Raw genomic sequence first — 24,368 nt, forward strand, 5'->3', positions numbered from 1 at the left:
GGTATGATGTCTAAATAAATCATCACATGACCGTAAATATGCTCAAAACCACTCTGCTTTTTTTTGCCACTGCGCTGTGTGAAATCATCGGCTGCTTCCTTCCGTGGCTCTGGCTGAAGAAGGGGGCAACCGTCTTCCTGCTGATCCCGGCGGGCATTGCGCTGGCCCTGTTTGTCTGGCTGTTGACGCTGCACCCGGCGGCCAGCGGGCGCGTCTACGCCGCTTATGGCGGGGTTTATGTCTGTACCGCGCTGCTGTGGTTACGCGTGGTGGATGGTGTGAAGCTCAGCGCCTATGACTGGGCCGGGGCGCTGGTTGCGCTGTGCGGCATGTTGATTATTGTTGCCGGATGGGGGCGCGCCTGAGCGCCCGATTTTTTTGTGACCGTTCGCTGATTTTATGATCATTATACTTGTATGGTAGTAGTGCAGAAGAGTAAGTTTCCAGCATCACAATGAGCGATGTAAGGAAATGGATTATGAAGATTGTCGGGGCTGAAGTCTTTGTTACCTGCCCGGGGCGTAACTTTGTCACCCTTAAAATTACCACCGACGAGGGCATCGTCGGCCTGGGTGATGCCACCCTCAACGGACGTGAACTTTCGGTGGCCTCTTATCTGAAAGATCACCTCTGCCCGCAGTTGATCGGCCGTGATGCGCACCGCATTGAGGATATCTGGCAGTTCTTCTATAAAGGCGCCTACTGGCGTCGTGGTCCGGTCACCATGTCGGCCATTTCCGCCGTGGATATGGCACTGTGGGATATCAAAGCCAAAGCGGCCAATATGCCGCTCTACCAGCTGCTGGGCGGCGCATCCCGGGAAGGGGTGATGGTCTATTGTCATACCACCGGACACTCCATTGATGACGTGCTGGAAGATTACGCCCGGCATAAAGAGATGGGCTTTAAGGCAATCCGCGTCCAGTGCGGCGTGCCGGGTATGAAAACCACCTATGGCATGTCGAAAGGAAAAGGGCTGGCCTACGAGCCCGCCACTAAAGGTGACTGGCCGGAAGAGCAGCTCTGGTCCACTGAAAAATACCTCGATTTCACACCGAAGCTGTTCGATGCGGTGCGCAGTAAGTTTGGCTTTAATGAGCATCTTTTGCACGACATGCACCACCGTTTGACCCCGATTGAGGCAGCGCGATTCGGTAAGAGCATTGAAGCATTCCGTATGTTCTGGATGGAAGATCCTACGCCAGCGGAAAACCAGGCCTGCTTCCGTCTGATCCGTCAGCACACGGTCACGCCGATTGCGGTTGGAGAAGTGTTTAACAGCATCTGGGACTGCAAACTGCTTATTGAAGAGCAGCTTATCGACTATATCCGCACCACCATTACCCACGCGGGCGGCATCACCGGCATGCGGCGCATCGCGGACTTCGCCTCGCTTTATCAGGTGCGTACCGGCTCACATGGACCGTCGGATCTGTCGCCTGTTTGCCACGCCGCCGCGCTGCATTTTGACCTGTGGGTGCCAAACTTTGGTGTACAGGAATATATGGGTTACTCCGAACAAATGCTGGAGGTCTTCCCGCACAGCTGGCGCTTTGATAATGGCTATATGCATCCGGGCGACAAACCCGGGCTGGGTATTGAATTTGACGAAAAACTGGCGGCGAAATACCCGTACGATCCTGCCTATCTTCCGGTTGCCCGTCTCGAAGATGGCACGTTGTGGAACTGGTAAACGAGGAGCGAACGATGAAAAGCGTAGTGATTCAACAACCCAATGCACTGGTGATTGAAGATCGTCCACTCCCGGAACCCGCGGCAGGTGAAGTGCGCGTCAACGTCAAACTGGCCGGTATTTGCGGTTCAGACAGCCATATTTACCGCGGGCATAATCCGTTTGCCCGATACCCGCGCGTGATTGGCCATGAATTTTTTGGTGAGATTGATGCCGTTGGTGAGGGAGTTGACCCGGCCCGCGTGGGCGAGCGCGTCTCGGTTGACCCGGTGATCAGCTGCGGACACTGCTATCCGTGCTCCGTGGGCAAACCCAATGTCTGTACTTCTCTGGTGGTGCTGGGCGTTCATCGCGACGGAGGCTTTAGTGAGTATGCCGTCGTACCGGCAAAAAATGCCTGGGTTGTTCCGGACGCTATTCCAGATAAACACGCGGTAATGATCGAGCCGTTCACGATTGCCGCTAACGTGACGGGCCACGCACAACCCACCGGGCAGGATATCGCCCTGATCTACGGCGCAGGCCCCATGGGCCTTGTCACCCTCCAGGCGCTGAAAGGTGTCTATAAGGTGAAGCAGGTTATCGTTGTCGATCGGATCAATGAACGGCTGGCGATGGCGCAACGCAGCGGCGCGGACTGGGTGTTCAACAACGCGGAGCTGTCGTTACAGGCGGCGCTGGAAGAAAAAGGGATCAAACCAACGCTTATTATTGACGCAGCCTGTCATCCGACAATTTTACAGGAAGCCATCACCATTGCCTCTCCGGCGGCACGCATCGTGCTGATGGGGTTTTCCAGCGACCCAAGCCAGATTGTTCAGCAGGGGATCACCGGAAAAGAGCTGGCGATATTCTCATCACGGCTGAATGCCAACAAATTCCCCGTCGTCATCGACTGGCTGGAAAAGGGGCTGATCGACCCGGACAAACTGATCACCCACACTTTTGACTATCACCACGTAACAGACGCCATCGAACGGTTTGAAAAAGATCAGCGGCAGTGCTGCAAAGTCTTACTCACGTTCGGGCAATAATAATTCACGCGGTTAAGAGCCTGCGCAGACAGGCTCTGAGTGGTACGCATCTTACCTTGCAGAGATAGCCATTATGACGCAAACACAACCACAAAGAACGACTTCAGATCTGGTGAAAGCCGCCGTTTCCGGCTGGCTGGGTACCGCACTGGAGTTTATGGATTTCCAGCTCTATTCGCTGGGGGCCGCACTGGTATTCCATGAGATCTTCTTCCCGGAACAATCGGCCGCAATGGCGCTGATTCTGGCGATGGGGACGTACGGTGCAGGCTATATCGCGCGCATTGTCGGCGCCTTTATCTTCGGGCGAATGGGCGACAGCATTGGCCGTAAAAAGGTGCTGTTTATCACCATTACTATGATGGGGATCTGCACGACCCTGATCGGGGTCTTGCCGACCTACGCGCAGATTGGGATTTTCGCGCCCGTGCTGTTAGTGACGCTGCGTATTATCCAGGGGCTGGGGGCAGGGGCTGAAATCTCCGGCGCCGGGACCATGCTGGCGGAGTACGCCCCTAAAGGGAAACGCGGCATTATCTCCTCGCTGGTGGCGATGGGCACCAACTGCGGGACGCTAAGTGCAACGGCTATCTGGGCAATTATGTTCTTCGCCCTCGACCGCGAACAGTTGGTTGCCTGGGGCTGGCGTGTACCGTTTCTTGCAAGCGTGGTGGTAATGATCTTCGCCATCTGGCTGCGAATGAACCTCAAGGAGAGCCCGGTATTTGAAAAAGTGAACGAGGCTGAGACAACCGCACCGGTGACAAAACACGATTTATCATTTGCAGCGATGGTGAAGAGTAAGTCCTTCTGGCTGGCAACTGGGCTGCGTTTTGGTCAGGCGGGGAATTCGGGACTGATCCAGACGTTTCTTGCCGGGTATCTGGTTCAGACGCTGCTGTTCGATAAAGCGATCCCCACCGATGCGCTGATGATAAGCTCAATTCTCGGGTTTATCTCTATCCCGCTGTTGGGCTGGCTCTCCGATAAAGTAGGGCGTCGTCTGCCGTACATTCTGCTCAATATCTCCGCCATTATTCTGGCGTACCCGATGCTGTCGATTATCGTTGATAAGAGCTATGCGCCGGGCGTGATCATGCTTTCCATCATCGTTATCCATAATTTCGCCGTACTGGGACTGTTCGCCCTGGAAAACATCACGATGGCGGAGATGTTTGGCTCGCGTAACCGCTTTACCCGGATGGCTATCTCAAAAGAGGCGGGCGGGCTGGTGGCGGTAGGCTTTGGGCCAGTGCTCGCCGGGATCTTCTGCAATATGACCGGTTCCTGGTGGCCAATTGTCGCCATGATGATCGCCTACTCCGTGATTGGGCTGATCGCCGCCATCTGCATGCCAGAGGTCTGCGATCGTGATTTGAGCGTGGCGGAAGATGCGGCGGAGGGGCCGGCACGTGATTCCGTTGGCTATGGGGCGGTTTCATCGCGGCGGTAATGGTTTATATCTTTAGTGACCTGTCACACAACTTTATGTTCATGTCACACCACATGCGTAAAAGTTAATATAAATCAAAATCTCAAACTGCAGGATCAGTATGGTTAATGGCAGTTCTTTTTTACCCCGACTGCCATTCTAGTTGGTGTAGTCAGCAGGCGCTGCTGCTCGTTCAGAGCGGCAGCGAATCCCAGCGTACATAACTTAACGAGTCTTAATCATGGAAAACCGGTTATTACAGGCGAAAGCGACGCTTCCTCAGTACGATCGCGAACGCCTCAAGGCACGCATTGTTCATTTAGGGTTTGGCGCATTTCACCGTGCGCATCAGGCGGTGTACGCCGACATTCTCGCCGCGGAATATAATAGCGACTGGGGTTACTGTGAGGTAAACCTGATTGGCGGTGAACAGCAGATTGCCGATCTGAACGCACAGGATCATCTCTACACCGTGGCGGAAATGTCTGCCGATGCGTGGACATCGCGGGTGGTGGGCGTGGTCAGGAACGCACTGCATGCACAGGTTGACGGGCTGGAACGCGTGCTGGCCGCACTGTGTGAGCCGCAGGTGGCGATTGTCTCGCTCACCATTACTGAAAAGGGATATTGCCACTCGCCGGCGACCGGGAAACTGATGCTCGATCACCCGTTAATTGCCGCTGACCTGCAAAACCCGCATCAGCCGAAATCTGCGCCGGGTGTGGTGGTGGAAGCACTCGCGCGACGCAAAGCTGCCGGGCTGCCCGCGTTTAGCGTCATGTCCTGTGACAATATGCCGGAGAACGGTCACGTCATGCGTAATGTGACCTGCGCTTATGCCCGCGCGGTTGACGGCGAGCTGGCAGACTGGATTGAATCCAGCGTCACATTCCCGTCCACCATGGTGGATCGCATTGTTCCCGCGGTTACACCGGAGACGCTGGATAAAATTGAACAGCTGACCGGCGTTCGTGACCCGGCAGGCGTGGCGTGCGAACCGTTCCGTCAGTGGGTGATTGAGGACAACTTTGTTGCAGGCCGTCCGCAGTGGGAAAAGGCCGGGGCGGAGCTGGTTTCAGACGTCATTCCGTTTGAAGAGATGAAGCTGCGCATGCTTAACGGCAGTCACTCTTTCCTCGCGTATCTTGGCTATCTGGCGGGGTACCCGCATATCAACGACTGCATGGAAGACGAACACTACCGTACTGCCGCCCATGCGCTGATGCTGAACGAGCAGGCGCCAACCTTAAAAGTGAAAGGCGTTGATTTAGGCCACTATGCTGACCTGTTGATTGCCCGCTACAGCAACCCGGCGTTACGTCACCGTACCTGGCAAATCGCGATGGACGGCAGCCAGAAGCTCCCGCAGCGTATGCTCGATTCCGTGCGCTGGCATCTGGTGCATCAAAAAAGCTTCCCGCTGCTGGCATTAGGCATTGCAGGCTGGATGCGGTATGTCGGTGGTGTCGATGAGCAGGGCAACGCTATCGACGTGAGCGACCCGCAGCTGGCGGTCATTCAGGCGGCGGTGAAGGGAAGTGCTGAGGGCGAAGACCGGGTGAAGGCGCTGCTGGGCATTGAGGCCATTTTTGGCAAAGAACTCCCGCATGAAACCGTCTTTGTGGATGCGGTAATGCGTGCTTACCAGACGTTACTGCAAAAAGGTGCAAAAGCCACGATCGCAGAGTACGCGGCGAACTGCTAAGTCATCACATGCCGCCGCGTGCGGCGGCATGATGTCGCATGAATCAGTGCATACCCAGGCGAATCAGTTCAATCGGTTCGAACTTACCTTCGCAACCTTCCACTTCTACCGTTTTGCTGCGACGCACCTGCGCGGCATCCAGCCCTTCGCTGTGGATCGCTTTAATCACGCCGGTGTGTCCTGTGCCATTGATCATTACACGGCTGCCGGTGGTAATTGCGTTACGGTTACGGTCGTATGTCATCATGGTATTTTCTCCTCTCTCACTTATCCGTTACGGCGCTATTTCAGGTTTCACCGTTCACGGGGCACTATAAATACGCCTGTCTGCATCTCATTTTTTTGTTTTTGATCAAACTCACACTTTTTTCTCAATATTGGTGGGTGCTGACGGTTCACGACAGCAATTTACAAAGCCCACATTTATTTTCCTTTGTTGATAGTTTCTGCAGGCAAGCGTTTAGGGTTTGTTTATATTCCGACTGTCATTCTTGAAGCAGGGAATACCCCTTTCACAGGAATAAGGAGTCAGGCTTATGTATAAGAAGATTTTAATGCCTGTTGATGTATTTGAAATGGAATTGAGCGACAAAGCGGTTCGCCACGCGGCCAACCTTGCAAAGGCGGAAGGTGCGTCGATTACGCTGGTGAACATTCTCCCCAACAGCAGCCGCTCGTTGCTGCGCGGATTCAACGCCGATATCAAAAAGTTTGAAGCGTTTATGACCGCTGAATCCGGGAAGAAAATGAACGAGCTGAAAAGGCTGTTTGATCTCCCCGGGGAGAATATCCACAGCCTGGTCTGCTTTGGCAACGTGCGTGATGAAATTATCAAACTGAGCAAAGAAGGGGAATATGACGTGATCGTCATCGGGTCGAAAAACCCGAGCATCAGCACCCATCTGCTCGGTTCAAATGCGGAATCTATCCTGCGCTATGCGAGTATTCCGGTGCTGGTGGTTCGCTAATCTCTTCGCCGCAACCGAAACGGGGGCGGCGTATTTTACTCTTCGCTAAACCAGTCGCTGTTTTCCTGACGAATTAACTGTACTGATTCGCTGATTTCCTGCAGGTGCAGCGTCATCGCTTTTTCTACACCGTCCTGATCGCGTTTTTCCAGCGCACTGAAAATATCATGATGCTGTCGGAGCAACATTTCCGGTGGTGAGACGTGGTCGAGGCTCATATAGCGCACGCGGTCGATGGTGGCTTTGATGTTTTCAATCGTGTCCCAGGCCAGTTGACAGTCTGCAATTTGCGCCAGCTTCTGGTGAAACTCGTCATCAAGCTGGAAGAAGTCGTTGAGCTGTTTGCGGTCAATCGCAATACGCTGCTGATGCAGGTTTTGCTCCAGCAGGTAGCACTGGTTGTCATCAATCAAGGATGCGGCACGGCGCGCCACCGCGCACTCAATGGCCTGACGGACAAAACAGCCGTTACGCACCTGGGAGAGCGAGATTTTGTTCACATAGCTGCCGCGCTGCGGGCGGATCTGAATCAGACCGTTTTCTGCAAGCTTGATAAACGCCTCACGCACGGGCTGGCGGGACACGTCAAACCGCACGGACACCTCTTTTTCAGAGAGCGGCGTTCCGGGTGGGATCAGGCAATGGACAATATCACGTCGCAAAATGCGATAGATTTGCTGGTTTACGGGCTGGGTAGGATTGAGTTGCGATTCAGCGGCCATGAGTTGTCATTTCTCAGAGAGTTAGCCTGAACATACTACCATTCTTTTATGGCCTGAAACAGACCCGGCCCGCAGGCCGGGAAGGGCAATTTTAGCCACGATGGACGCTAAGTCCGCCAAAACTCTGGCTGACTGGCATCATTTCTACCGTGTTAATGTTGACGTGTTTTGGCAGCGTTGCCACCCACCAGACAGCTTCGGTGACATCTTCCGGCGTCAGGGCGTTCGCATTCTCGTAGGTTTTGTCTGCTTTCGCGTCATCACCTTTAAACCGAACGTTGGAAAATTCGGTTCCGCCTACCAGGCCCGGCTCAATATCGGTCACGCGAATGGCGGTGCCGTGCAGGTCGGTACGCAGGTTAAGGCTGAACTGACGCACGAAGGCTTTGGTCGCGCCATAAACATTACCGCCCGCATAAGGCCAGCTTCCGGCGGTCGAACCGATGTTAATAATGTGGCCGCGATTGCGCTCAACCATGCCTGGCAGCACGGCGCGGGTCATGTACACCAGCCCTTTGTTGTTTGTGTCGATCATGTTTTCCCAGTCTTCGACGCTGGCTTTGTGGGCAGGCTCCATACCGAGCGCCAGACCGGCATTGTTGACCAGCAGGTCAATGGCACGCCATTCGGCCGGCAGGTTAGCAATCATCTCTTCGATGGCGGCACGATTACGGACATCAAGCTGCGCGGTCAGGATGCTGTCACCCAGCTCATCTTTCAGCTCCTGCAGACGCTCCTGACGACGACCCGTCGCAATCACCTTATGCCCGTTGGCGACGAAGCGACGCGTGATGCTTTCACCAAAACCTGCCGTTGCCCCGGTAACTAAAATAATCATCTCACTGTTCCTCAACGCTTTTTGTGTTGTACTAACATAGCACGGCCGCGAAGGATGCGTTAAGGCAACATTTGTATGACGGCATTGCAGGCAGTGGCGGCCTGGCCTACTCTGGGAAGATAACCGTACTCAGGAGTGAAAGATGTCGGCCACTAATCCCTTTTTTGAAAGCAGCCTGTTGCCTTATCAGGCACCCCGATTCGACGAAATCAACGACGGCCACTACCGCCCGGCATTCGATGAAGCGATACGCCAGAAGCGAGCCGAAATTGACGCGATTGTCGCGCAAACGGCCGCCCCCGATTTCAACAATACCGTGCTGGCGCTCGAAAAAAGCGGTGCCATGCTCTCGCGTGTCAGCAGCGTTTTCTTCGCCATGACCTCTGCGCACACCAATGATGACTTACAGGCGCTTGAGGAGCAGATCTCTACCGAGCTTGCTGCCCTGGCGAACGATATCTGGCTTAACGACACGCTGTTCTCTCGCGTAGAGAGCGTCTGCCAGGATTGTGCTGCGCTGGACGCCGAATCCCGTCGGCTGGCAGAAGAGACGTACCAGCACTTTGTGCTGGCCGGTGCGCGGCTGAATGATGCAGAAAAAGCGCAGCTGAAAGCGCTGAATACCGAGGCGGCTACCCTCACCAGCCAGTTTAATCAGCGTCTGCTGGCCGCCACCAAAGCCGGTGGGCTGGTCGTGGATTATGCTCATCAGCTTGATGGACTCAATCCTGACGAGATTGCGACGGCTGCCCATGCCGCCGCGGAGAAAGGGCTGAACGATCGCTGGTTGATTCCGCTGCTGAATACCACTCAACAACCCGCACTTTCCGCGCTGCGTGACCGTCAGACGCGCGAAAATTTGTTTAACGCGGGCTGGACGCGTACCCAGAAAGGGGATGAAAACGATACCCGGGCACTGATCCTGCGTCTCACCGCGTTGCGCGCGCGTCAGGCAAAATTGTTGGGGTTTGAGGACTACGCAAGCTGGAGTATCGCCGATCAAATGGCGAAAACACCAGCCGCCGCGTTGGCTTTTATGCGCGGAATTGTGCCCGCCGCACGCACCCGAGCGATGCTTGAGCAAGCTGATATCCAAAAAGTGATTGATGACGAGCAGGGCGGGTTCACCGTGCAGGCGTGGGACTGGGCCTTTTATGCCGAGCGCGTGCGCCAGGCGAAATATGCCCTCGACGAGTCGCAAATCAAGCCGTACTTTGCGCTCAACACCGTATTGCAGGATGGCGTATTCTGGGCTGCAAGCCAGCTGTTTGGCCTCCGCTTTGTCGAGCGTTTCGATATTCCGGTTTACCATCCTGATGTCCGCGTGTGGGAAATTTTCGACCACACCGGCGAAGGGATGGCGCTGTTCTACGGTGATTTCTTTGCCCGCGAATCGAAAGCCGGTGGGGCGTGGATGGGGAATTTCGTCGAGCAATCGTATGAGTTTGCCTCGCGCCCGGTTATCTACAATGTCTGCAACTATCAAAAACCGGCTAACGGTCAGACGGCGCTGATCTCCTGGGACGATGTGGTCACTCTGTTCCACGAGTTTGGTCATACGCTGCACGGTCTGTTTGCCAGCCAGCGCTACGCCTCCCTCTCCGGCACCAATACGCCGCGTGATTTTGTCGAGTTCCCATCGCAAATCAACGAGCACTGGGCGAGCCATCCGCAGGTGTTTGCCCACTATGCCCGCCACTATCAGACCGGAGAGCCGATGCCGGAGGCGCTGCGCGATAAAATGCTTAACGCGACGCAGTTTAATAAAGGTTATGACATGACCGAGTTGCTTAGCGCTGCGCTGCTGGATATGAACTGGCACGGCATCAGCGAACCCGTGGACGATGTTGACACCTTTGAAGCGGCAGCACTGCACAAAGAGGGGCTGGATCTGCCCGCCGTTCCACCGCGCTATCGCAGCAGCTACTTCGCCCATATCTTTGGCGGCGGCTACGCGGCAGGGTATTACGCTTATCTTTGGACGCAAATGCTGGCAGACGATGGCTACCAGTGGTTTGTTGAGCAGGGTGGTTTGACTCGCGAAAACGGACAGAAATTCCGTGAAGCGATTTTGTCGCGCGGGAACAGCACTGATTTAGCTGAACTTTACCGGAACTGGCGTGGCCACGATCCGAAGATTGAACCGATGCTGGAGAATCGTGGATTGAGTGCTTAAGGGCTTTTTTAGTATGGGAACAGAACCGGGCGCGATGCCCGGTTTTTTGTCCGCTTTTGTCTTCCCCAAAATCATTAACGCCGCATAAAGTGCCTGGATAAAATCTGGAAGGATGGCCATCGTTACCAGAAAGCCGGAATAATGTTGGGTGACTTCTTCAGCCAGGGGGTGTCCCAGCTCAACCTTTTCGATGAGAACGCACTGTATGCTGGCAGCGAAAAGTTGATTGAGGTGCTCGATCACCTGAATGCGAAAGACGGGAAAGGCACGCTTTACTTTGCAGGGCAGGGCATATAGCAGCATTGGCAGATGAAACGTGAAATGCTGTCGCCGAGATATACGACCAGATATTCAGATCAGCTAAGGGTCCGGTGATTTCCCCAATTTCCAGGGCCGTTATGTGCCAGGATCGGACATAGCTAACGTTCTATGTTCTTCAACCAGGTGGGAGCAGGTCCCAGCTTCATTACCCAACCTCGACCTATGAACTTTTTGAGGGGCATTTAGATGGATGTTGAATTTCAGTTCATAAAATTATTCATCAAATGTATCAATAACCTATTCAAACATTCCTTAAACTCAGAGTAGACTAGATTAACAATCTGTTTCAATTGCAAATTGGCAACCTATAGCTAGCGCTAGGGGAGTGTTCATGTTTAGTCAGGTTGACATCGGTAGTTTCGGTAGTTTTACGGACCTCAGTTGGAAAAATAGCCTTAAAGATGCAGGCAACAACGTCCAGAATTTCAAGAGGCTCAACATCCTCTACGGACGGAACTACTCTGGTAAAACTACACTCTCGCGAATTTTCCGCGCTTTGGAAACGGGGCGCATTCCACACAACTACGTGGACCCAAATTTCACTATTCGTGGTGACAAAGGTGATGTGACACAGGTAGGCCTTGCCGGTCATGGCTACGATGTTCGGGTCTACAACCGGGATTTTGTGAGCGATAACCTAAGCTTCTTGGTCAATCAGACCGACGGCGAGATCAAGACGTTTGCTATTGTTGGTGAAAAGAACAAAGAAATCGAAGATGCCATTACTGCAATTCAAACTAGACTAGGCAGTGTTGAATCGAAGGCGGGCCTCCGACATGAGCTTGAAGCTAAAAAGAAAGAGCGAGATCGGACGAAAGACAATCATAAAACTGCGTCTGATGCTCTAGAGGGCAAACTTCGTTCTCATGCCAACAATAAGATTAAACAGAATCGCATCTACGGTCCTGCTGTCTACAACATAGAAAGCATCAAAAAAGACATTGGCTCAGTCAAAAAACCTAGCTTCATAGCTCTGACAACCGAAGAACAAGCAGCCAAGGTCAATCTCTTGAAGCAAGAGGCCCTACCTGATATTACCGATACAGTATCGATAAACCTCAACATCGAATCAATAAGCAAAGTAGCTGAAGAACACCTTTCAAGATTGATTAAGCCAACCCTGCCAATTCAGGAGTTGTTGAATGAGACGGCTCTCCAGATGTGGGTGAAGGAAGGTATACCGCTACACAAAGATAAGCGGGACACTTGCGCATTCTGCCGTCAGAATCTTCCTCATGACATCTGGCAGGTATTAGACTCTCACTTCAGTAAGGAATCCTCGGCTCTGGAGTCGAGTATCGATTCATGTCTGACTTCTATCGCCACCGAAATCCAAGCTATTCCTAACTTCTTGACTTTGACTGGCGATAAATTCTACGCAGAAGAAAAAATATTATTTGATACCAGCAAGATAGCACTTGCTGAACATCTGAAAGGCTACATGCAGGACCTCAAAGCTCTGCAGGCGGCGTTGGATAAGAGAAAGAACGCCATTTTTCAGCAGGTTCCCATGCCTGTCTATATTCATGATCCGACTGCAATTCAGCAATGCGTGGGCGACATCAATGATCTGATCGCCAAAAATAATGGCCGCACAATTTCGCTGGAGAACGATAAAAGCACAGCACGAGAATCTCTACGGCTTACCGATGTGGCGTCTTTTATCGCAGACATCACCTACGATACTGAATTAGCGCGTATTGCCAGTCTCAAGATAGATGCTGACACAGCCAACACTGCATTTACCGAAGCTGAAGCCGAAATTCTTGAACAAGAAACCGAAGTGACCCGTCTACAGGGTCAGCAGAAGGATGAACGCAAGGGCGCGGAGCGAGTGAATGAGTTGCTCAGCCACTTCTTTGGTCATGACGGCATCGAGCTTGAAGCCAAAGACAATGTTGAGAATACTTCGGTTAAGTTTGAAGTCAGCAGAGATGGCAAATCTGCCTACAACTTGAGCGAAGGCGAATGCAGCCTGATTGCTTTCTGCTACTTCATAGCCAAGTTGGAAGAGCCAGAAAGCAAAGGTAAGGATCTGATCATTTATATAGATGACCCGATTTCCAGCCTAGACGGAAATCACATTTTCTTCATGTTCAGCTTGATTGAAAGCCTGATTGCGAAACCCATCAAGAATGCAGATGGAACAAACAGCTATCGCTACAAGCAGCTTTTTATATCCACTCACAACCTAGATTTCTTGAAATATCTAAAGAAAATATCACTTCCTAATGAGAGGAATCACGGTGGATGCCAACATTTCATTGTTGAGAGAAATGGAGGGGCAAGTCAGATTTCCCTGATGCCTTCATATCTGCGAGACTACATCACTGAATTCAACTACCTGTTTCATCAGATTTACAAGTGCCGTAATCAAGGTGGAGCGAATGAATCTCATGAACCATACTATGGATTCGGTAACAACCTCCGCAAGTTCCTTGAGGCATTTCTGTTCTTTAAGTTCCCGCACCATGATGACAAGAACGATGCCTTTGAACGGATCAAGAAATTCTTTGGCGAAGAGGATCCGACAGCGATAGCTCTTGTGAATAGACTTAACAACGAGTTTTCACATCTCGAATCAATCCCTGATCGCGGATTCAAACCTGTGGAGATTCCAGAAATTTCCAAGGTGGCAAACTACGTATTGGATAAGATTTATGCGTCAGATCCGCATCAATACAACTCCTTGTTAAAAAGCATTGGCGAACCACCAAGGTCACCTTAGGAAAAAAGAGTATAAAGAGTTTTTTACGGTGAGCGAGGCGCTATTCGGATCTGGAATGCGCCTCTCAAACACGCCGGAAGAGTACTCACTGATGTATGGACAATCGGAACACTCAAAAGAGTGTGGCGCTAAACAGGTATGAATAGTAAATGTCCGCTCCTCGCTCACAGCGGACCTTGCGGCTCTTATGCCGGTCCGCTTTGTGCAGAAAGGTAAATTCAGCTGTATTCAATAATATCAAACCCTTCATCAGCCGTTGGCTCAGCGAAAAAGCGCGTTATGGTTTCAAATTGTTGATCTGAGGCTGTAAATTCATGCATTCCTTCTGCATTACGGGCGCGCAAGCGGGATTTACATACTTCATCAGTAACTTTCAGGTAATGCAGCCTGTTACTGGCACCTGACTCCTTAATGATGCTCATCATCCATTCACGATTGGTTTGTGTGTTTGCCGGAAAATCCAGAACTACGGATAAACCCGCTTTGAGTAGCGACACCAGATGAGGCTTCATAGCGTTTCTGAGTCTTGAGGAATACTGCACATAATCAGCTATGGATTGCATTTCATTGGCAAAGAGGGCAGCCAGCCAATAATCTTCACTGACAATTATGGTGCCGGGTAATGCACCTAACTTTGCTGACAATGTGGATTTGCCTGATGCAATTTTCCCACATAACAAGTGCAAAGTGGGTTTTTCTGACGTTGTTACTGAAGCGATATCCATTATTTACCTCACTGGATTGTTACCGGTAAGGCCCGCCTTACCGGCGGGAAAATGGCGAACGTTATCCCACCTGAGTCAGACAGGTGATAATAATCATTGAATGGAATAGGACAGAGTGTGTTTTCATTGTCATTCAAGTTAACAGGGCCTGAATGCAAAATCAGCAATTTTTTCCCTTATACATTGAATGTCCAATCCAGTGAGTTTGGCCGCTCTGTGCCAAGAGCGGAAGTTATTTACACCTTGCTATGCAATTTACGGCCAGCCGGTCAGTTCGTCATCTCAGTTTCATTTCAATGGGTTGTAAACTTTGAATCCGGGATTTTTTTCAAAAATCTCAGCAACAAAATCCATGAACACAATCGCGCGTTTTGGTAAAAGTCGATTTGCAACATAAACAGCCTGAATGGGAACGGGAGATGCAGTGTAATCCGCCAGTAATAATTGTAAGTTGCCATTTGCCAGTCCCTCCTCGAACAACCATTCTGGGCCCTGTGCGATCCCAACCCCAGCATTGACAAATTTCTGCACTGCTTCAGGTGAATTGACCCTGAGCCGGCCAGAAACAGGCACATCCATATCCCGAAATCTCCAGGTAGCGCCCGTTGATAACAGGGTATAGATCAAACAATCATGTTTTTTTAAATCCTCCGGGGTGTCAGGAATCCCATGTTCAGCCAGGTACTTGTGACTGGCAACACAGACTCGCTCATACATGCCAAGTCTGCGGGCACGCATTGCACTGTCCTCAAGGTGACCAATGCGGATTGCCAGCTCAGCGCCTTCATCAACGAGATTGATATAGCGGTCATTAATCTGTAGATCGAGTGTTAGCTCAGGGTAGCGTTCTAAAAAATCGGGTATGCGCGGAATCAAAAATGTGTGAGCCAGTGCAGTGGGACAAGCAACGCGCAGTAACCCTGTGGGCGTCACATTTTCTCTGAAAGAAGACTCTGACTCTTCGACCGCTTCCAGAATACGCCTTGCTTCCAGATAATAACGTTCTCCTTCAGGAGTCAGGGAAAGCTTGCGGGTTGATCGGTGGAGTAATCTGGTCTGCAAATGCTCTTCGAGGGTTGCAACATGACGACTCACGTTCGGTTGCCCTAAGCCTAAATCCCTGCCTGCTGCAGAAAAGCTGCCTGTCTCCGCAGTGCGGACAAAGCATGTCATCAAAAGTAATCTGTCCATCCTAAACCTATTTATGCTTTTAACGCATGGAACATATTCATAAATACAATCTTATCACCCTTAAAGCATGAGTATAGAGTGGCGATCAAATCGGTCATTTGCCGATCAGCTGTTAAAACTCACGGGAGATATGTTCATGTCCAGATTACAAGGTAAACGCGCACTCATCACGGGTGGAACAAGTGGTATTGGTCTTGCAACCGCGAAACTGTTTGTCGCAGAAGGTGCACGCGTAATGGTTACTGGTATTAACCCTGATTCTGTCGCAAAGGCGAAACTCGAGCTGGGTAAAGATGTGGTCGTCGTGAGCGCGGATTCTGCAGATGTGAATGCACAGAAAGCGCTGGCTCAGACGGTTCAGGAACATTTTGGTGAGCTGGATATTGCTTTCCTGAATGCGGGTATATCAATGTATATGCCAATTGAGGCATGGACAGAAGAAATGTTCGACCGCATTTATAATATCAACGTTAAAGGTCCTTATTTCCTGATGCAGGCGCTGTTGCCAGTGTTCGCAAACTCTGCATCAGTGGTCTTTAATACATCTATAAATGCGCACACGGGCCCGGTGAACTCTTCAGTTTATGGCTCCACCAAAGCCGCATTACTCAACATGTCGAAAACACTGTCTAACGAGTTACTTTCTCGCGGGATCCGTATCAACGCGGTGAGCCCAGGCCCGGTTGACACGCCGCTTTACGATAAGGCGGGGATCCCCGTGGAATATCATGATCAAGTGATGAAAGATATCGTTGCAACCATCCCTGCCGGTCGTTTTGGTAAGCCTCAGGAAGTCGCGCAAGCGGTGCTTTATTTTGCCTCCGATGCGTCTGCCTGGACCGTGGGTTCAGAAATCATCATCGACGGCGGCGTTTCAATCTAAGCCACCCAAATAAGATTTACAATTCATCAAGCACGCCACCTTTTATGGCGGCGGGCTATTATTTTATCTGGAGGTTGAGATGTCTACCCATGACCTGACACTGATTAGCCACCCATTGTGTCCCTTTGTGCAGCGTTCAGCGATCGTTCTTCTCGAAAAAAATGTGCCATTTGACCGTGTAAATGTAGATCTGTCGGCGAAGCCTGACTGGTTTTTTGCTCTGTCACCCACCGGCAAGGTACCGCTACTTAAAGTGCATCATGCAGAGGGCGAAGATGCCATTATTTTTGAGAGCATGGTGATCTGCGAGTATCTTAATGAAACGCAAGATGGTGATTCGCTGTATGCTGACGATGCATTAGAAAGGGCTAGACAGCGAGCATGGATCGAGTTCTCTACATTAATGCTTGGAAATGCCTGGCAATTTTTAAATGCGACTGATCAGGCCATGGCAGACAGCAAACGCGCTGTGCTCCGTGAGCAACTTGAATATATTGAATCTGAATTGAATTCAGGGCCTTATTTCTCGGGTTCCAAATTCAGTATGGTTGATGCGATCTACGCTCCTGTTTTCCGTTACTTCTCCATCATTGATGCATCAGTATCTGAGGCGATTTTTGAGGGACTTCCGCGGATTTCCGCATGGAAAACTGCACTTGCGAAAAGGGAAAGCGTAAATGCCGCTGTATCACCAGATTATGCAGAACTTTTCCAAAATCATCTTCGTCAGCATTCTGCAATTCTCGCTGCCTGAAGATATTTTTTGAGAAACCGTGACCTGCTCTTCTCCCTGTTGATTATCAGATGCCAATGATAGTCCCAGCTCCCGGTTGTTACGACAAATGCGAACTTCCGCTTTTCGCTCACAACAGACCTTCAGCCTAGCCATCTTGTCCGCTTCGTGCCAGAAGCGGACATTTCTCGCTGTTAGGTGCAGGAAAAATCGTTTTTTTAGGCTTAGGAAAAGGTATATGGGTATGCCGAATCTGAAAGCCTAAATCCTGATAGTTTTTCTCCAGTTGCCGCCACTAAACTAATTACAATTCCTGAGCCGTTGGTCTGAAAATAATTTCACTCACACCAACATCTTCTGGTTCATTAATTGCGAAGGCTACCATGCGTGCAAAGGTTTCTGCTGGCACGCCAACATTTTCAACGTAATCCTGGTTTGCAGCCTTAACATCTTTATCCGTTATATGCTCCAGCAGTTCTGTTTTAACAGCACCGGGGGAGACTAACGTGACGCGAATGTTATGTGCCGCCATTTCCTGGCGCAAACCATCGGTTAATGCACGAACAGCAAATTTTGTCGCCGAATAGACAGCAGAACTCTGGAAGACAAGGTGTGCAGCAACAGATGCGGTGTTAATGATATGACCTGTTTTTTGTGATTTCATATAAGGCAGCACCGCAGCAATCCCGTGTAGAACCCCGCGCAGATTGACATCAATCATCTGATTCCATTCATCGACATTTCCCTGTTCAAGGCGGGAAAGTGGCATCAGGCCGGCATTATTGATAAGAACATCTACACGACCGAATTTGTTGACCGCAGTCTCAATGAGGTTCTTTACGTCATCAAGTTTCGTCACATCGGTTGCGACGGCGATGGCTTCTTTATTCTGCTTTTGGAGCTCACTCGCAATGGCCTCAATGCGGTCTATTCTCCGCGCAGCCATTACAACCTTTGCTCCTTTTTCAGCAAGATAACGTGCAGCCGCTTCACCCATACCGCTTGATGCGCCCGTGATTACAATTACTTTGCCTATGATGTTATCTGTCATTTTTACTCTTCCTGGATAGGAGATGGGCTGTTGTCACCACTATCAGACTGAGATCAGGTTCAATCTCTTCAGACTTCAGTGACACATTCCTGAACAGGGATAATCTTAGCAGTAGAGCATTAATTCGATAATGCGTATAAACTTATATTGATTATGAGTACAGCTCATTAATTGGAGTTAGGTTACGGGTAGTTCGTGTGAGCAGGGGGATCTTCAGCCGTTATTCCCGCGTCGATATTGCCTGGCTGAGAGCCGGTTGCGCCCCCCTGGTTGAGCCTTCGCACGGGTTAAACTCCCTTCGCGGGTGACGGTAATGAAATAAAGGAGGTCATTCAGATTACGTTTCATCAGTGAAATACTCACAAAACATAACTATAGCTTATAAGCCCATTAAGCAATCATTAGCTAGTCAGCATACATCTATCGTGTAGAATTTCCAGTAAGAGAGGAGTCCGGAGATAAGCATACGGATCTGAACCCATTTGATAAATTGACTTCTTTTTCAAAGCTAACCATCAATAATCATTGATGCTGCACCTGAAAGGTGTAGCACATTTGCGGGAGAGAATCTGGATGAAAAAAATATTATTCCTGTTATTTATTATCATCATGAGCTTTTTATTCCCGGTTCGTGCCAGTAATTCTTTACAGACAGACAAGGAAGAAGTCGTGACCATTAAAATGACTATCAAACAGCAAACTTTTTACGTTGAACTTAAGAATAATCCAGCCGCAAAGGCATTTATTGAACAGCTTCCCCTGACTCTAACGATGGAGGAACTTAACGGGAAAGAGAAATTTGCTGATCTGCCCCGTCCCTTACCGACCCGCCAGGTCAAACCTGGAACCATTAATCAGGGCGATCTCATGTTATATGGCCATCGTACCCTGGTACTTTTTTATGAAACCTTTCAGACAAACTACGGATACACACCCGTTGGCAGAATAATAGCGCCAGAAAATCTTGGTAAAATTGCAGATGAAAAAGAAGTAATAGCAAGGTTTACCACAGATAAAAAAGGTTGATCTGTATTATCAAACACTGAATCTGGATTACCTATAGACGCAAATGCTGGCAGACGATGGCTATCAGTGGCTTGTCGAGCAGGGTGGTTTGACCCGCGAAAACGGACAGACATTCCGCGAGGTGATTCTGTCGCGCGGGAGCAGTAGTGATTGAGCTGAACTTTACCGGAACTGGCGCGGCCACGATCCGAGGATTGAACCGATGCTGGAGAATCGCGGGTTGAGTGCGTAGCGCTTATTCAGATCAGCCACAAAACCGGGCATGATGCCCGGTTTTTGTTTGATTATGTCTTACCCATAACTTTAATTATTTATGCCGTGTAAAAGGTATAAAAATTGCTGATGCCGTATGAAACATTTTAATAATGGCCGAATGTGATGCAATTCGTAATGACCATTAATGTGGGATGAGATATAACATGGTTTGAAAAATTAACATTCTCATAACGTCATTAAGGTTAAGCAAATGAAGCAGGTTGGTATTGTTGGTTGGCGAGGAATGGTGGGCTCTGTTTTGTTACAAAGAATGGTCGAAGAGAACGACTTCGACAATATTTCCGCGCATTTTTACAGTACTTCCAGTGCAGGGGCTGCTGGTCCCGTCATTGGTGGCGTCAACCACACACTCAAAGATGCTAATTCTATTATCGCTCTGGCCGAAATGGATATCATCATAACCTGTCAGGGCGGGGATTATACCAAAGCAATTTATCCTAAGTTGATTAGCCATGGCTGGCAAGGCTACTGGATTGATGCGGCCTCAGCGCTCCGGATGGATGAAAAAGCCTGCATTATTCTCGACCCGGTTAACCGCACAAATATCGATCGTGCCATCAAAGAGGGAATTAAACTTTTTGTTGGGGGCAACTGTTCCATTACGCTGAGTCTTATGGGACTGTCAGGCTTAATTAAAGCTGACCTGATAGAATGGATGAGTGTGATGACCTATCAGTCTGCATCCGGAGCGGGTGCTAAATATGTCCGGGAATTAATTGCTCAAAGCGCTTATATCAGTAAACATTTATCTTCTGATGAGCTGGAATCCTCAGGTTCAGTGCTTCCTTTAGTCAATAAAGTGAGTGAATTAATTAACAGTGCTAACATGCCTATCCAGAATTTCGGCGCGCCTTTAATGGGCAGTATTATTCCATGGATTGACAGCGATTTAGGGGATGGTAATAGCAGAGAAGAATGGAAGGGTGAGGCAGAAACGAACAAAATCCTTGGTCTTTCTCCGGGGACGATTGCAGTAAATGGCTTGTGTATTCGGGTCGGTGTGATCCGTTGCCATAGTGCTGCAATAACCTTGAAGCTCAAGCGTGAAGTCAGCGAAGAAGAATTTGCAGAGCTTGTGACGCATTCCCATCCATGGGTTAACTATGTGCCCAATAATAAGGATGACAGTGTCAGTAAATTGACTCCCGCTAACATTAGCGGTTCGCTGCAGGTGGGTATTGGCCGTTACAAGAAAATGTCGCTTAACAATGACCCCATATACTCGGTTCTGACGGTCGGCGATCAGCTGTTGTGGGGCGCTGCGGAACCCTTGCGACGGATGTTGAATATTCTGCCTGGCAAAGTCTAATCACGCTCACACGGTCATGGCGCGCTGCGCGTAAGGCGTGGGTTTAACGAGAAGCTGGAGACTTAACTCCAGCCTCAAGGAATGGGTTTCAATCTGAGGCCGTTTCGCCTGGGGCTTCCTTTAACGATTCGATACTTATCTCTGAGTCATTAGTTTCAAGTAGCTGGGTTAATAAAATCAGGTTATTGAATTCGTTCAGTAACATTTCAGCGTCGGATTTGAGCGGCGTATCTGCTGCTTCGAGTGCTGCATTGATCGCTTTTCTGACATTCTCGAGCATTTCGTTCATACCGCCATTTTTACCAATGGTCAGTAACAACGCGCCTATCAACAAAGACTGTGCTTCTACTTTGGCCGCCAGCTCTTTAGCTTCAGCGTCCATTTTGGAAATTTTTGCGATAACACTGAGTATCAAGTTTTTCATAATGCCCCCTTATTTTCTTTGCGAGATTAACTCCTTAGTAAATTTTGAGCGAGGTTTATTTTATGGCGACAGCAATTGTCTTTGTTGATGAAGCAGGGCACGGTGCCAGCAGTGATCAACACCGTGCGCTTCCGGTTAACGGAAGAAGTCTGCCAGGGCCTCACTCAGGGCCTGAGGTTGTTCATCCGGAATGAAATGACCGCAATGAGCAAGCGTAATGCCACTCACCGTCTCTGCAAACTGGCGAAGCGGGGCAGCCATATCGGCAATCGAACCCTGATCGGCACTGACGGCCAGCAGCGGCACCCGAAGTTTTTGCGTTTCAGCCAGCGTCCGGTTCTGAACAGCGGAGACCGCCGCTTCTCTGTAAGGGGCCAGCCCGGCACGCAGCGCGCCGTTTTGCTGCATCAGGCGGACATATCGGGCGATATCCGCATCGCTAAAGGCCATCGGACTGGCAGTTTTTCGCCGCAGGAACCATTCGAGGTAAATCTCTTCACGCCCGCTAATTAAGGCTTCCGGCAGGTCGGGGAGAAGATGAAACGCGAAGTGCCAGGTTTTCCAGGCTTTTTCTGGCGTCGCGGGCAGGGCGTCCGGCAAAGTAATACCCGGAATACCGGCATCAAGCAGAGCCAGCTTGATTACCTGCTGTTCATAACGCAGGGCATACGGCCAGGCAACCCATGCACCTACATCGTGGGCGGCCAGGTAATGTCTTGTGATCCCAAGTGCCTGCACCAGCCCAAAAACCGAACTGGCAAGCGTAAGGGTATCGTAGCCAGACTGTGGCTTATCGGAGTCGCCCTGGCCCGGGAGGTCGAGTGCGATGATATCGTAACGATCGGCTAAAAGAGCCATCACTTTATGCCAGGCAAACCCGCTTTGCGGGAAGCCTGCAAGCAGCACGATTGTTTCACCTTGCGTCTGTCCGCCTCTGACATAGTGCAGACGAACCCCATCGACCGTTGAGTAATAGTGCGCAAAACCGGGCAAGCCCGCGACAGGCTGCGACCACGGAAGGGGGATTGAATTCTCAGACATGACTACCTCCAGCTATTTAGGAAATGATCATTTCCTTTATGGGTAAATTTTTTAGGCGAGTTGCGCCATCACCGTCTCTACCAGCCGTTCGCGCGCCGGTAATTCTCCGGCTTTGCCCGCCACACGCATGCCCAGGACCAGGCACAGCAAAACGCCGCTCAATGCCTGCGCGTCATGTCGGGAATTTACCGAACCGTCCTGCATACCCTGTTCGATCAGCTGGAGGATCGCGTGTTGATTTCGCGCAAGCGCGCTCTGCACCAGCCCGGCAATTTCGCCGTCAAACTGGCTGAGTTCAAGGGTGCTACCGACCACCAGGCAGCCGCGGCGCCCTTCGACAGCGCTGGCCGATTCAAGATAAAAGTTCAGCAGCTCGGCTATTTTGGCCCGGCCATCAGGTTGTCGCGCCAGACGCTGGCGCAACGATTGATTGCGCAGGGAGGTATAACGCGCGAATACCTGCAGGAACAGGCCACGTTTATCGTGAAAGGCTTTATAAATACTGCCCGCAGTGAGTTGCATCGCGTCGCTCAGGTCACTTATCGACGCGCTGTGGTAACCCTTTTCTCTGAATACCGGCATAGCCAGATCCAGAGCCGCATCAAGATCAAACTGCCGCGGACGTCCGCGCTCGCGTGCGTTCTGTAGCTTCTCAGACATTGTGTTCATCATTTAGGAAACAATCGATTCCTAAATACTCCCATAAATGGGCGTATCTGGAAAGCGTGAAGTTCTATAAAAAGAGTTTGCCGCGGCAGAAGAGTGGAGTGGTCATTTTAGCTTCAACACGCTCCGGTATACTGCAACGTGATTTTAACAGGGCGTCGAACGTACAGGCCGTCGCTAACAGAGCCAGCCAATATGCAAAAGGCAGGAAGTATGTCTCTTCGTTCACTGCGGGCGTTGTGCCTGACAAGTTTTTTCATTGCTGATGTTCGCGATGGCCTCGGGCCCTTTCTCGGCATCTTCCTGACGGAACGTCACTGGACCCCGGATGATATCGGCATCCTGATGACCGCCGGGGGGCTGGCGGGATTACTGGCAACGCTGCCGGCGGGATTTATTACGGATACCTCCCGCAATAAGCGTTCGGTTCTGGCACTGCTTTGTATCGCCATTACGCTGAGTACGCTGCTGCTCTGGTTTAGTCAGCAGAGCGGCGTCGTCGCCGTCTCGCAAATTATCACCGGTATCTGCGCGGCGTTTGTGGGGCCACTGATTGCGGGTATTACGCTGGGTCTGACGGGCCCGAGCGGGTTTAGCGCGCAGATGGGGAAGAACGAGGCGTTCAACCACGCCGGCAATTTCCTGACGGCGGTGATTGCAGGCGGCATTGCCTGGTTCTGGGGCGTCGGGGGCATTTTCCTGCTGATGACCTGTACGACGCTTCTGACGTTGTGCGCGCTGCTTGCCATTCGTCATACAGATATCGACAACGATGCGGCGCGAGGGCTGACCTCTTCAGCCCGTCAACCGGTCCCCGGCGTCGCGGTGCTGATTAAAAACCGGGCGCTGTTGATAACCGGGCTGACCCTGCTGCTGTTCCATCTGGCCAATGCCGCACTGCTGCCGATGCTGAGCATGAGGGTTGCTGCGGCACCGGCAACAATCAATCCCGGATTATTTGCGGCGGCCACCGTCATCATTTCTCAGGCGGTGATGATCCCCGTCGCCATGGGGGTAGCAGGTCGAATTGAGCGCTACGGTTACTGGCGTTTCATCATGCTGGCCCTGTTGATCATGCCCGTTCGGGCGGCACTGGCAGCCTCCACAGACGCCCCGTTGATGATGATCCCGGTACAAATTCTTGATGGGCTGGCCGCGGGGATCCTGGGCGTTGTCGTGCCGTCGTTTATCGTGGTGCTGTTGCGCGGGAGTGGGCACGTGAATGCCGGGCAGAGTGTGGTCATGCTGATGCAGGGTGTCGGGGCAGCAATGAGCCCGGCGTTAACCGGCACAATTGCCGGTCATTACTCTTTTGCGACGGCCTTTAGTGTGCTCAGCGCCATTGCGCTGCTGGCTGTCGTGCTCTGGTGGCGCTTTGCTCACCGGAGCTGGACACCAGACCGGGCGTAGCTGGCCGGGCAGGGCA

22 protein-coding genes and 3 pseudogenes are annotated in these 24,368 nt (G+C 51.1%); 15 read left to right on the plus strand and 10 right to left on the minus strand.

Features of this window, described 5'->3' with window-relative positions:
* The first annotated feature begins 38 nt into the window (after positions 1–38).
* The 5 genes from QRN24_RS03445 to QRN24_RS03465 all read left to right on the plus strand — a co-directional run bounded on the left by QRN24_RS03445 (position 39) and on the right by QRN24_RS03465 (position 5,864).
* Positions 39–365 carry a YnfA family protein gene (locus QRN24_RS03445; RefSeq protein WP_025204305.1) on the plus strand — a complete coding sequence of 109 codons (327 nt, stop codon included), beginning with the start codon at positions 39–41 and terminating at the stop codon, positions 363–365.
* Between the two features lie 113 nt (positions 366–478).
* Positions 479–1,693 (plus strand): starvation-sensing protein RspA, encoded by a 1,215-nt coding sequence (gene rspA / locus QRN24_RS03450; protein WP_032678062.1) that lies wholly within the window; start codon positions 479–481, stop codon positions 1,691–1,693.
* 14 nt (positions 1,694–1,707) lie between these two features.
* Positions 1,708–2,727, plus strand: a complete 1,020-nt coding sequence (locus tag QRN24_RS03455) for a Zn-dependent oxidoreductase (protein ID WP_020884261.1) — start codon at positions 1,708–1,710, stop codon at positions 2,725–2,727.
* Positions 2,728–2,800: 73 nt separating this feature from the next.
* Entirely contained in the window at positions 2,801–4,180 is a 1,380-nt protein-coding gene (locus QRN24_RS03460; protein ID WP_014169890.1) for an MFS transporter, read from the plus strand.
* 220 nt (positions 4,181–4,400) lie between these two features.
* The gene (locus QRN24_RS03465) at positions 4,401–5,864 is read left to right on the plus strand and encodes a mannitol dehydrogenase family protein (RefSeq protein WP_284942339.1); all 1,464 of its coding nucleotides are present in this window, start codon (positions 4,401–4,403) and stop codon (positions 5,862–5,864) included.
* Between the two features lie 43 nt (positions 5,865–5,907).
* Here QRN24_RS03465 and ydfZ read toward each other — a convergent pair whose 3' ends face one another.
* The gene (gene ydfZ / locus QRN24_RS03470; protein ID WP_013096785.1) at positions 5,908–6,111 is read right to left on the minus strand and encodes a putative selenium delivery protein YdfZ; all 204 of its coding nucleotides are present in this window, start codon (positions 6,109–6,111) and stop codon (positions 5,908–5,910) included.
* A 289-nt stretch (positions 6,112–6,400) separates the two neighbouring features.
* Between ydfZ and QRN24_RS03475 the strand changes: the two genes are divergently transcribed.
* Positions 6,401–6,832: a universal stress protein gene (locus QRN24_RS03475; RefSeq protein WP_014169892.1), complete on the plus strand. Its 432-nt coding sequence runs from the start codon at positions 6,401–6,403 to the stop codon at positions 6,830–6,832.
* Between the two features lie 35 nt (positions 6,833–6,867).
* Here the strand turns inward: QRN24_RS03475 and QRN24_RS03480 are convergent, their stop codons facing one another.
* Positions 6,868–7,554: a GntR family transcriptional regulator gene (locus tag QRN24_RS03480; protein WP_014169893.1), complete on the minus strand. Its 687-nt coding sequence runs from the start codon at positions 7,552–7,554 to the stop codon at positions 6,868–6,870.
* Between the two features lie 91 nt (positions 7,555–7,645).
* Positions 7,646–8,392 carry a bifunctional NADP-dependent 3-hydroxy acid dehydrogenase/3-hydroxypropionate dehydrogenase YdfG gene (ydfG, locus tag QRN24_RS03485; protein WP_020884259.1) on the minus strand — a complete coding sequence of 249 codons (747 nt, stop codon included), beginning with the start codon at positions 8,390–8,392 and terminating at the stop codon, positions 7,646–7,648.
* Between the two features lie 142 nt (positions 8,393–8,534).
* Here ydfG and dcp point away from each other — a divergent pair, with 142 nt between their 5' ends.
* The 3 genes and pseudogenes from dcp to QRN24_RS03500 all read left to right on the plus strand — a co-directional run bounded on the left by dcp (position 8,535) and on the right by QRN24_RS03500 (position 13,617).
* On the plus strand, positions 8,535–10,568 hold the full coding sequence (gene dcp, locus QRN24_RS03490; protein WP_284942340.1) for a peptidyl-dipeptidase Dcp: 2,034 nt from the start codon (positions 8,535–8,537) through the stop codon (positions 10,566–10,568).
* Positions 10,569–10,652: 84 nt separating this feature from the next.
* Positions 10,653–10,943: pseudogene (locus QRN24_RS03495) on the plus strand (DUF4113 domain-containing protein); the annotation flags it as partial.
* A gap of 277 nt (positions 10,944–11,220) precedes the next feature.
* On the plus strand, positions 11,221–13,617 hold the full coding sequence (locus QRN24_RS03500; RefSeq protein WP_284942341.1) for an AAA family ATPase: 2,397 nt from the start codon (positions 11,221–11,223) through the stop codon (positions 13,615–13,617).
* 218 nt (positions 13,618–13,835) lie between these two features.
* Here the strand turns inward: QRN24_RS03500 and QRN24_RS03505 are convergent, their stop codons facing one another.
* Together QRN24_RS03505 and QRN24_RS03510 are read right to left on the minus strand one after the other, a co-directional pair.
* Positions 13,836–14,342 (minus strand): P-loop nucleotide/nucleoside kinase family protein, encoded by a 507-nt coding sequence (locus QRN24_RS03505; protein ID WP_049022516.1) that lies wholly within the window; start codon positions 14,340–14,342, stop codon positions 13,836–13,838.
* Positions 14,343–14,630: 288 nt separating this feature from the next.
* Positions 14,631–15,533 carry a LysR family transcriptional regulator gene (locus QRN24_RS03510; protein WP_040017377.1) on the minus strand — a complete coding sequence of 301 codons (903 nt, stop codon included), beginning with the start codon at positions 15,531–15,533 and terminating at the stop codon, positions 14,631–14,633.
* A 136-nt stretch (positions 15,534–15,669) separates the two neighbouring features.
* Between QRN24_RS03510 and QRN24_RS03515 the strand changes: the two genes are divergently transcribed.
* Positions 15,670–16,416: an SDR family oxidoreductase gene (locus QRN24_RS03515; protein WP_284942342.1), complete on the plus strand. Its 747-nt coding sequence runs from the start codon at positions 15,670–15,672 to the stop codon at positions 16,414–16,416.
* A gap of 79 nt (positions 16,417–16,495) precedes the next feature.
* Positions 16,496–17,170 carry a glutathione S-transferase family protein gene (locus QRN24_RS03520; RefSeq protein ID WP_232946668.1) on the plus strand — a complete coding sequence of 225 codons (675 nt, stop codon included), beginning with the start codon at positions 16,496–16,498 and terminating at the stop codon, positions 17,168–17,170.
* 283 nt (positions 17,171–17,453) lie between these two features.
* Here QRN24_RS03520 and QRN24_RS03525 read toward each other — a convergent pair whose 3' ends face one another.
* Together QRN24_RS03525 and QRN24_RS03530 are read right to left on the minus strand one after the other, a co-directional pair.
* Positions 17,454–18,200, minus strand: coding sequence for an SDR family oxidoreductase (locus QRN24_RS03525; protein WP_279262183.1), 747 nt, complete (start codon positions 18,198–18,200; stop codon positions 17,454–17,456).
* A gap of 223 nt (positions 18,201–18,423) precedes the next feature.
* Positions 18,424–18,548: pseudogene (locus tag QRN24_RS03530) on the minus strand (LysR family transcriptional regulator); the annotation flags it as partial.
* 225 nt (positions 18,549–18,773) lie between these two features.
* Between QRN24_RS03530 and QRN24_RS03535 the strand changes: the two are divergent.
* The 3 genes and pseudogenes from QRN24_RS03535 (at position 18,774) to asd (ending at position 20,811) form a co-directional block, all read left to right on the plus strand.
* Entirely contained in the window at positions 18,774–19,226 is a 453-nt protein-coding gene (locus QRN24_RS03535; protein WP_284942343.1) for a cyclophilin-like fold protein, read from the plus strand.
* Between the two features lie 37 nt (positions 19,227–19,263).
* Positions 19,264–19,458, plus strand: a pseudogene (locus QRN24_RS03540) (M3 family metallopeptidase); the annotation flags it as partial.
* A gap of 234 nt (positions 19,459–19,692) precedes the next feature.
* The gene (gene asd, locus QRN24_RS03545; protein WP_284942344.1) at positions 19,693–20,811 is read left to right on the plus strand and encodes an aspartate-semialdehyde dehydrogenase; all 1,119 of its coding nucleotides are present in this window, start codon (positions 19,693–19,695) and stop codon (positions 20,809–20,811) included.
* A gap of 88 nt (positions 20,812–20,899) precedes the next feature.
* On the opposite strand, the gene iraP is transcribed toward asd, so the two are convergent.
* The 3 genes from iraP to QRN24_RS03560 all read right to left on the minus strand — a co-directional run bounded on the left by iraP (position 20,900) and on the right by QRN24_RS03560 (position 22,936).
* Positions 20,900–21,235 (minus strand): anti-adapter protein IraP, encoded by a 336-nt coding sequence (gene iraP / locus QRN24_RS03550; RefSeq protein ID WP_014169912.1) that lies wholly within the window; start codon positions 21,233–21,235, stop codon positions 20,900–20,902.
* A gap of 135 nt (positions 21,236–21,370) precedes the next feature.
* The gene (locus QRN24_RS03555) at positions 21,371–22,276 is read right to left on the minus strand and encodes an alpha/beta fold hydrolase (RefSeq protein WP_014169913.1); all 906 of its coding nucleotides are present in this window, start codon (positions 22,274–22,276) and stop codon (positions 21,371–21,373) included.
* 51 nt (positions 22,277–22,327) lie between these two features.
* Complete coding sequence (locus tag QRN24_RS03560; protein WP_284942345.1) at positions 22,328–22,936, minus strand: TetR/AcrR family transcriptional regulator; 609 nt, start codon at positions 22,934–22,936, stop codon at positions 22,328–22,330.
* A gap of 219 nt (positions 22,937–23,155) precedes the next feature.
* Between QRN24_RS03560 and QRN24_RS03565 the strand changes: the two genes are divergently transcribed.
* A complete protein-coding gene (locus QRN24_RS03565) occupies positions 23,156–24,352 on the plus strand; it encodes an MFS transporter (RefSeq protein WP_284942346.1) in 1,197 nt (398 codons plus the stop codon).
* Positions 24,353–24,368 lie beyond the last annotated feature (16 nt).

The sequence above is a fragment of the Enterobacter sp. MEB024 genome, from assembly GCF_030209635.1.
Classification (GTDB): Bacteria; Pseudomonadota; Gammaproteobacteria; order Enterobacterales; family Enterobacteriaceae; genus Enterobacter; species Enterobacter ludwigii.

Bases quoted from the DNA above. Each gene is read 5' to 3' on its own strand.
- QRN24_RS03480 (WP_014169893.1), bottom strand. From the start codon at position 7,554: ATGGCCGCTGAATCGCAACTCAATCCTACCCAGCCCGTAAACCAGCAA.
- QRN24_RS03520 (WP_232946668.1), top strand. From the start codon at position 16,496: ATGTCTACCCATGACCTGACACTGATTAGCCACCCATTGTGTCCCTTT.
- QRN24_RS03555 (WP_014169913.1), bottom strand. From the start codon at position 22,276: ATGTCTGAGAATTCAATCCCCCTTCCGTGGTCGCAGCCTGTCGCGGGC.
- QRN24_RS03465 (WP_284942339.1), top strand. From the start codon at position 4,401: ATGGAAAACCGGTTATTACAGGCGAAAGCGACGCTTCCTCAGTACGAT.
- ydfZ (WP_013096785.1), bottom strand. From the start codon at position 6,111: ATGATGACATACGACCGTAACCGTAACGCAATTACCACCGGCAGCCGT.
- QRN24_RS03505 (WP_049022516.1), bottom strand. From the start codon at position 14,342: ATGGATATCGCTTCAGTAACAACGTCAGAAAAACCCACTTTGCACTTG.
- iraP (WP_014169912.1), bottom strand. From the start codon at position 21,235: ATGAAAAACTTGATACTCAGTGTTATCGCAAAAATTTCCAAAATGGAC.
- asd (WP_284942344.1), top strand. From the start codon at position 19,693: ATGAAGCAGGTTGGTATTGTTGGTTGGCGAGGAATGGTGGGCTCTGTT.
- QRN24_RS03560 (WP_284942345.1), bottom strand. From the start codon at position 22,936: ATGTCTGAGAAGCTACAGAACGCACGCGAGCGCGGACGTCCGCGGCAG.
- QRN24_RS03515 (WP_284942342.1), top strand. From the start codon at position 15,670: ATGTCCAGATTACAAGGTAAACGCGCACTCATCACGGGTGGAACAAGT.
- ydfG (WP_020884259.1), bottom strand. From the start codon at position 8,392: ATGATTATTTTAGTTACCGGGGCAACGGCAGGTTTTGGTGAAAGCATC.
- QRN24_RS03510 (WP_040017377.1), bottom strand. From the start codon at position 15,533: ATGGACAGATTACTTTTGATGACATGCTTTGTCCGCACTGCGGAGACA.
- QRN24_RS03535 (WP_284942343.1), top strand. From the start codon at position 18,774: ATGAAAAAAATATTATTCCTGTTATTTATTATCATCATGAGCTTTTTA.
- QRN24_RS03500 (WP_284942341.1), top strand. From the start codon at position 11,221: ATGTTTAGTCAGGTTGACATCGGTAGTTTCGGTAGTTTTACGGACCTC.
- rspA (WP_032678062.1), top strand. From the start codon at position 479: ATGAAGATTGTCGGGGCTGAAGTCTTTGTTACCTGCCCGGGGCGTAAC.
- QRN24_RS03455 (WP_020884261.1), top strand. From the start codon at position 1,708: ATGAAAAGCGTAGTGATTCAACAACCCAATGCACTGGTGATTGAAGAT.
- QRN24_RS03525 (WP_279262183.1), bottom strand. From the start codon at position 18,200: ATGACAGATAACATCATAGGCAAAGTAATTGTAATCACGGGCGCATCA.
- dcp (WP_284942340.1), top strand. From the start codon at position 8,535: ATGTCGGCCACTAATCCCTTTTTTGAAAGCAGCCTGTTGCCTTATCAG.
- QRN24_RS03475 (WP_014169892.1), top strand. From the start codon at position 6,401: ATGTATAAGAAGATTTTAATGCCTGTTGATGTATTTGAAATGGAATTG.
- QRN24_RS03460 (WP_014169890.1), top strand. From the start codon at position 2,801: ATGACGCAAACACAACCACAAAGAACGACTTCAGATCTGGTGAAAGCC.
- QRN24_RS03565 (WP_284942346.1), top strand. From the start codon at position 23,156: ATGTCTCTTCGTTCACTGCGGGCGTTGTGCCTGACAAGTTTTTTCATT.
- QRN24_RS03445 (WP_025204305.1), top strand. From the start codon at position 39: ATGCTCAAAACCACTCTGCTTTTTTTTGCCACTGCGCTGTGTGAAATC.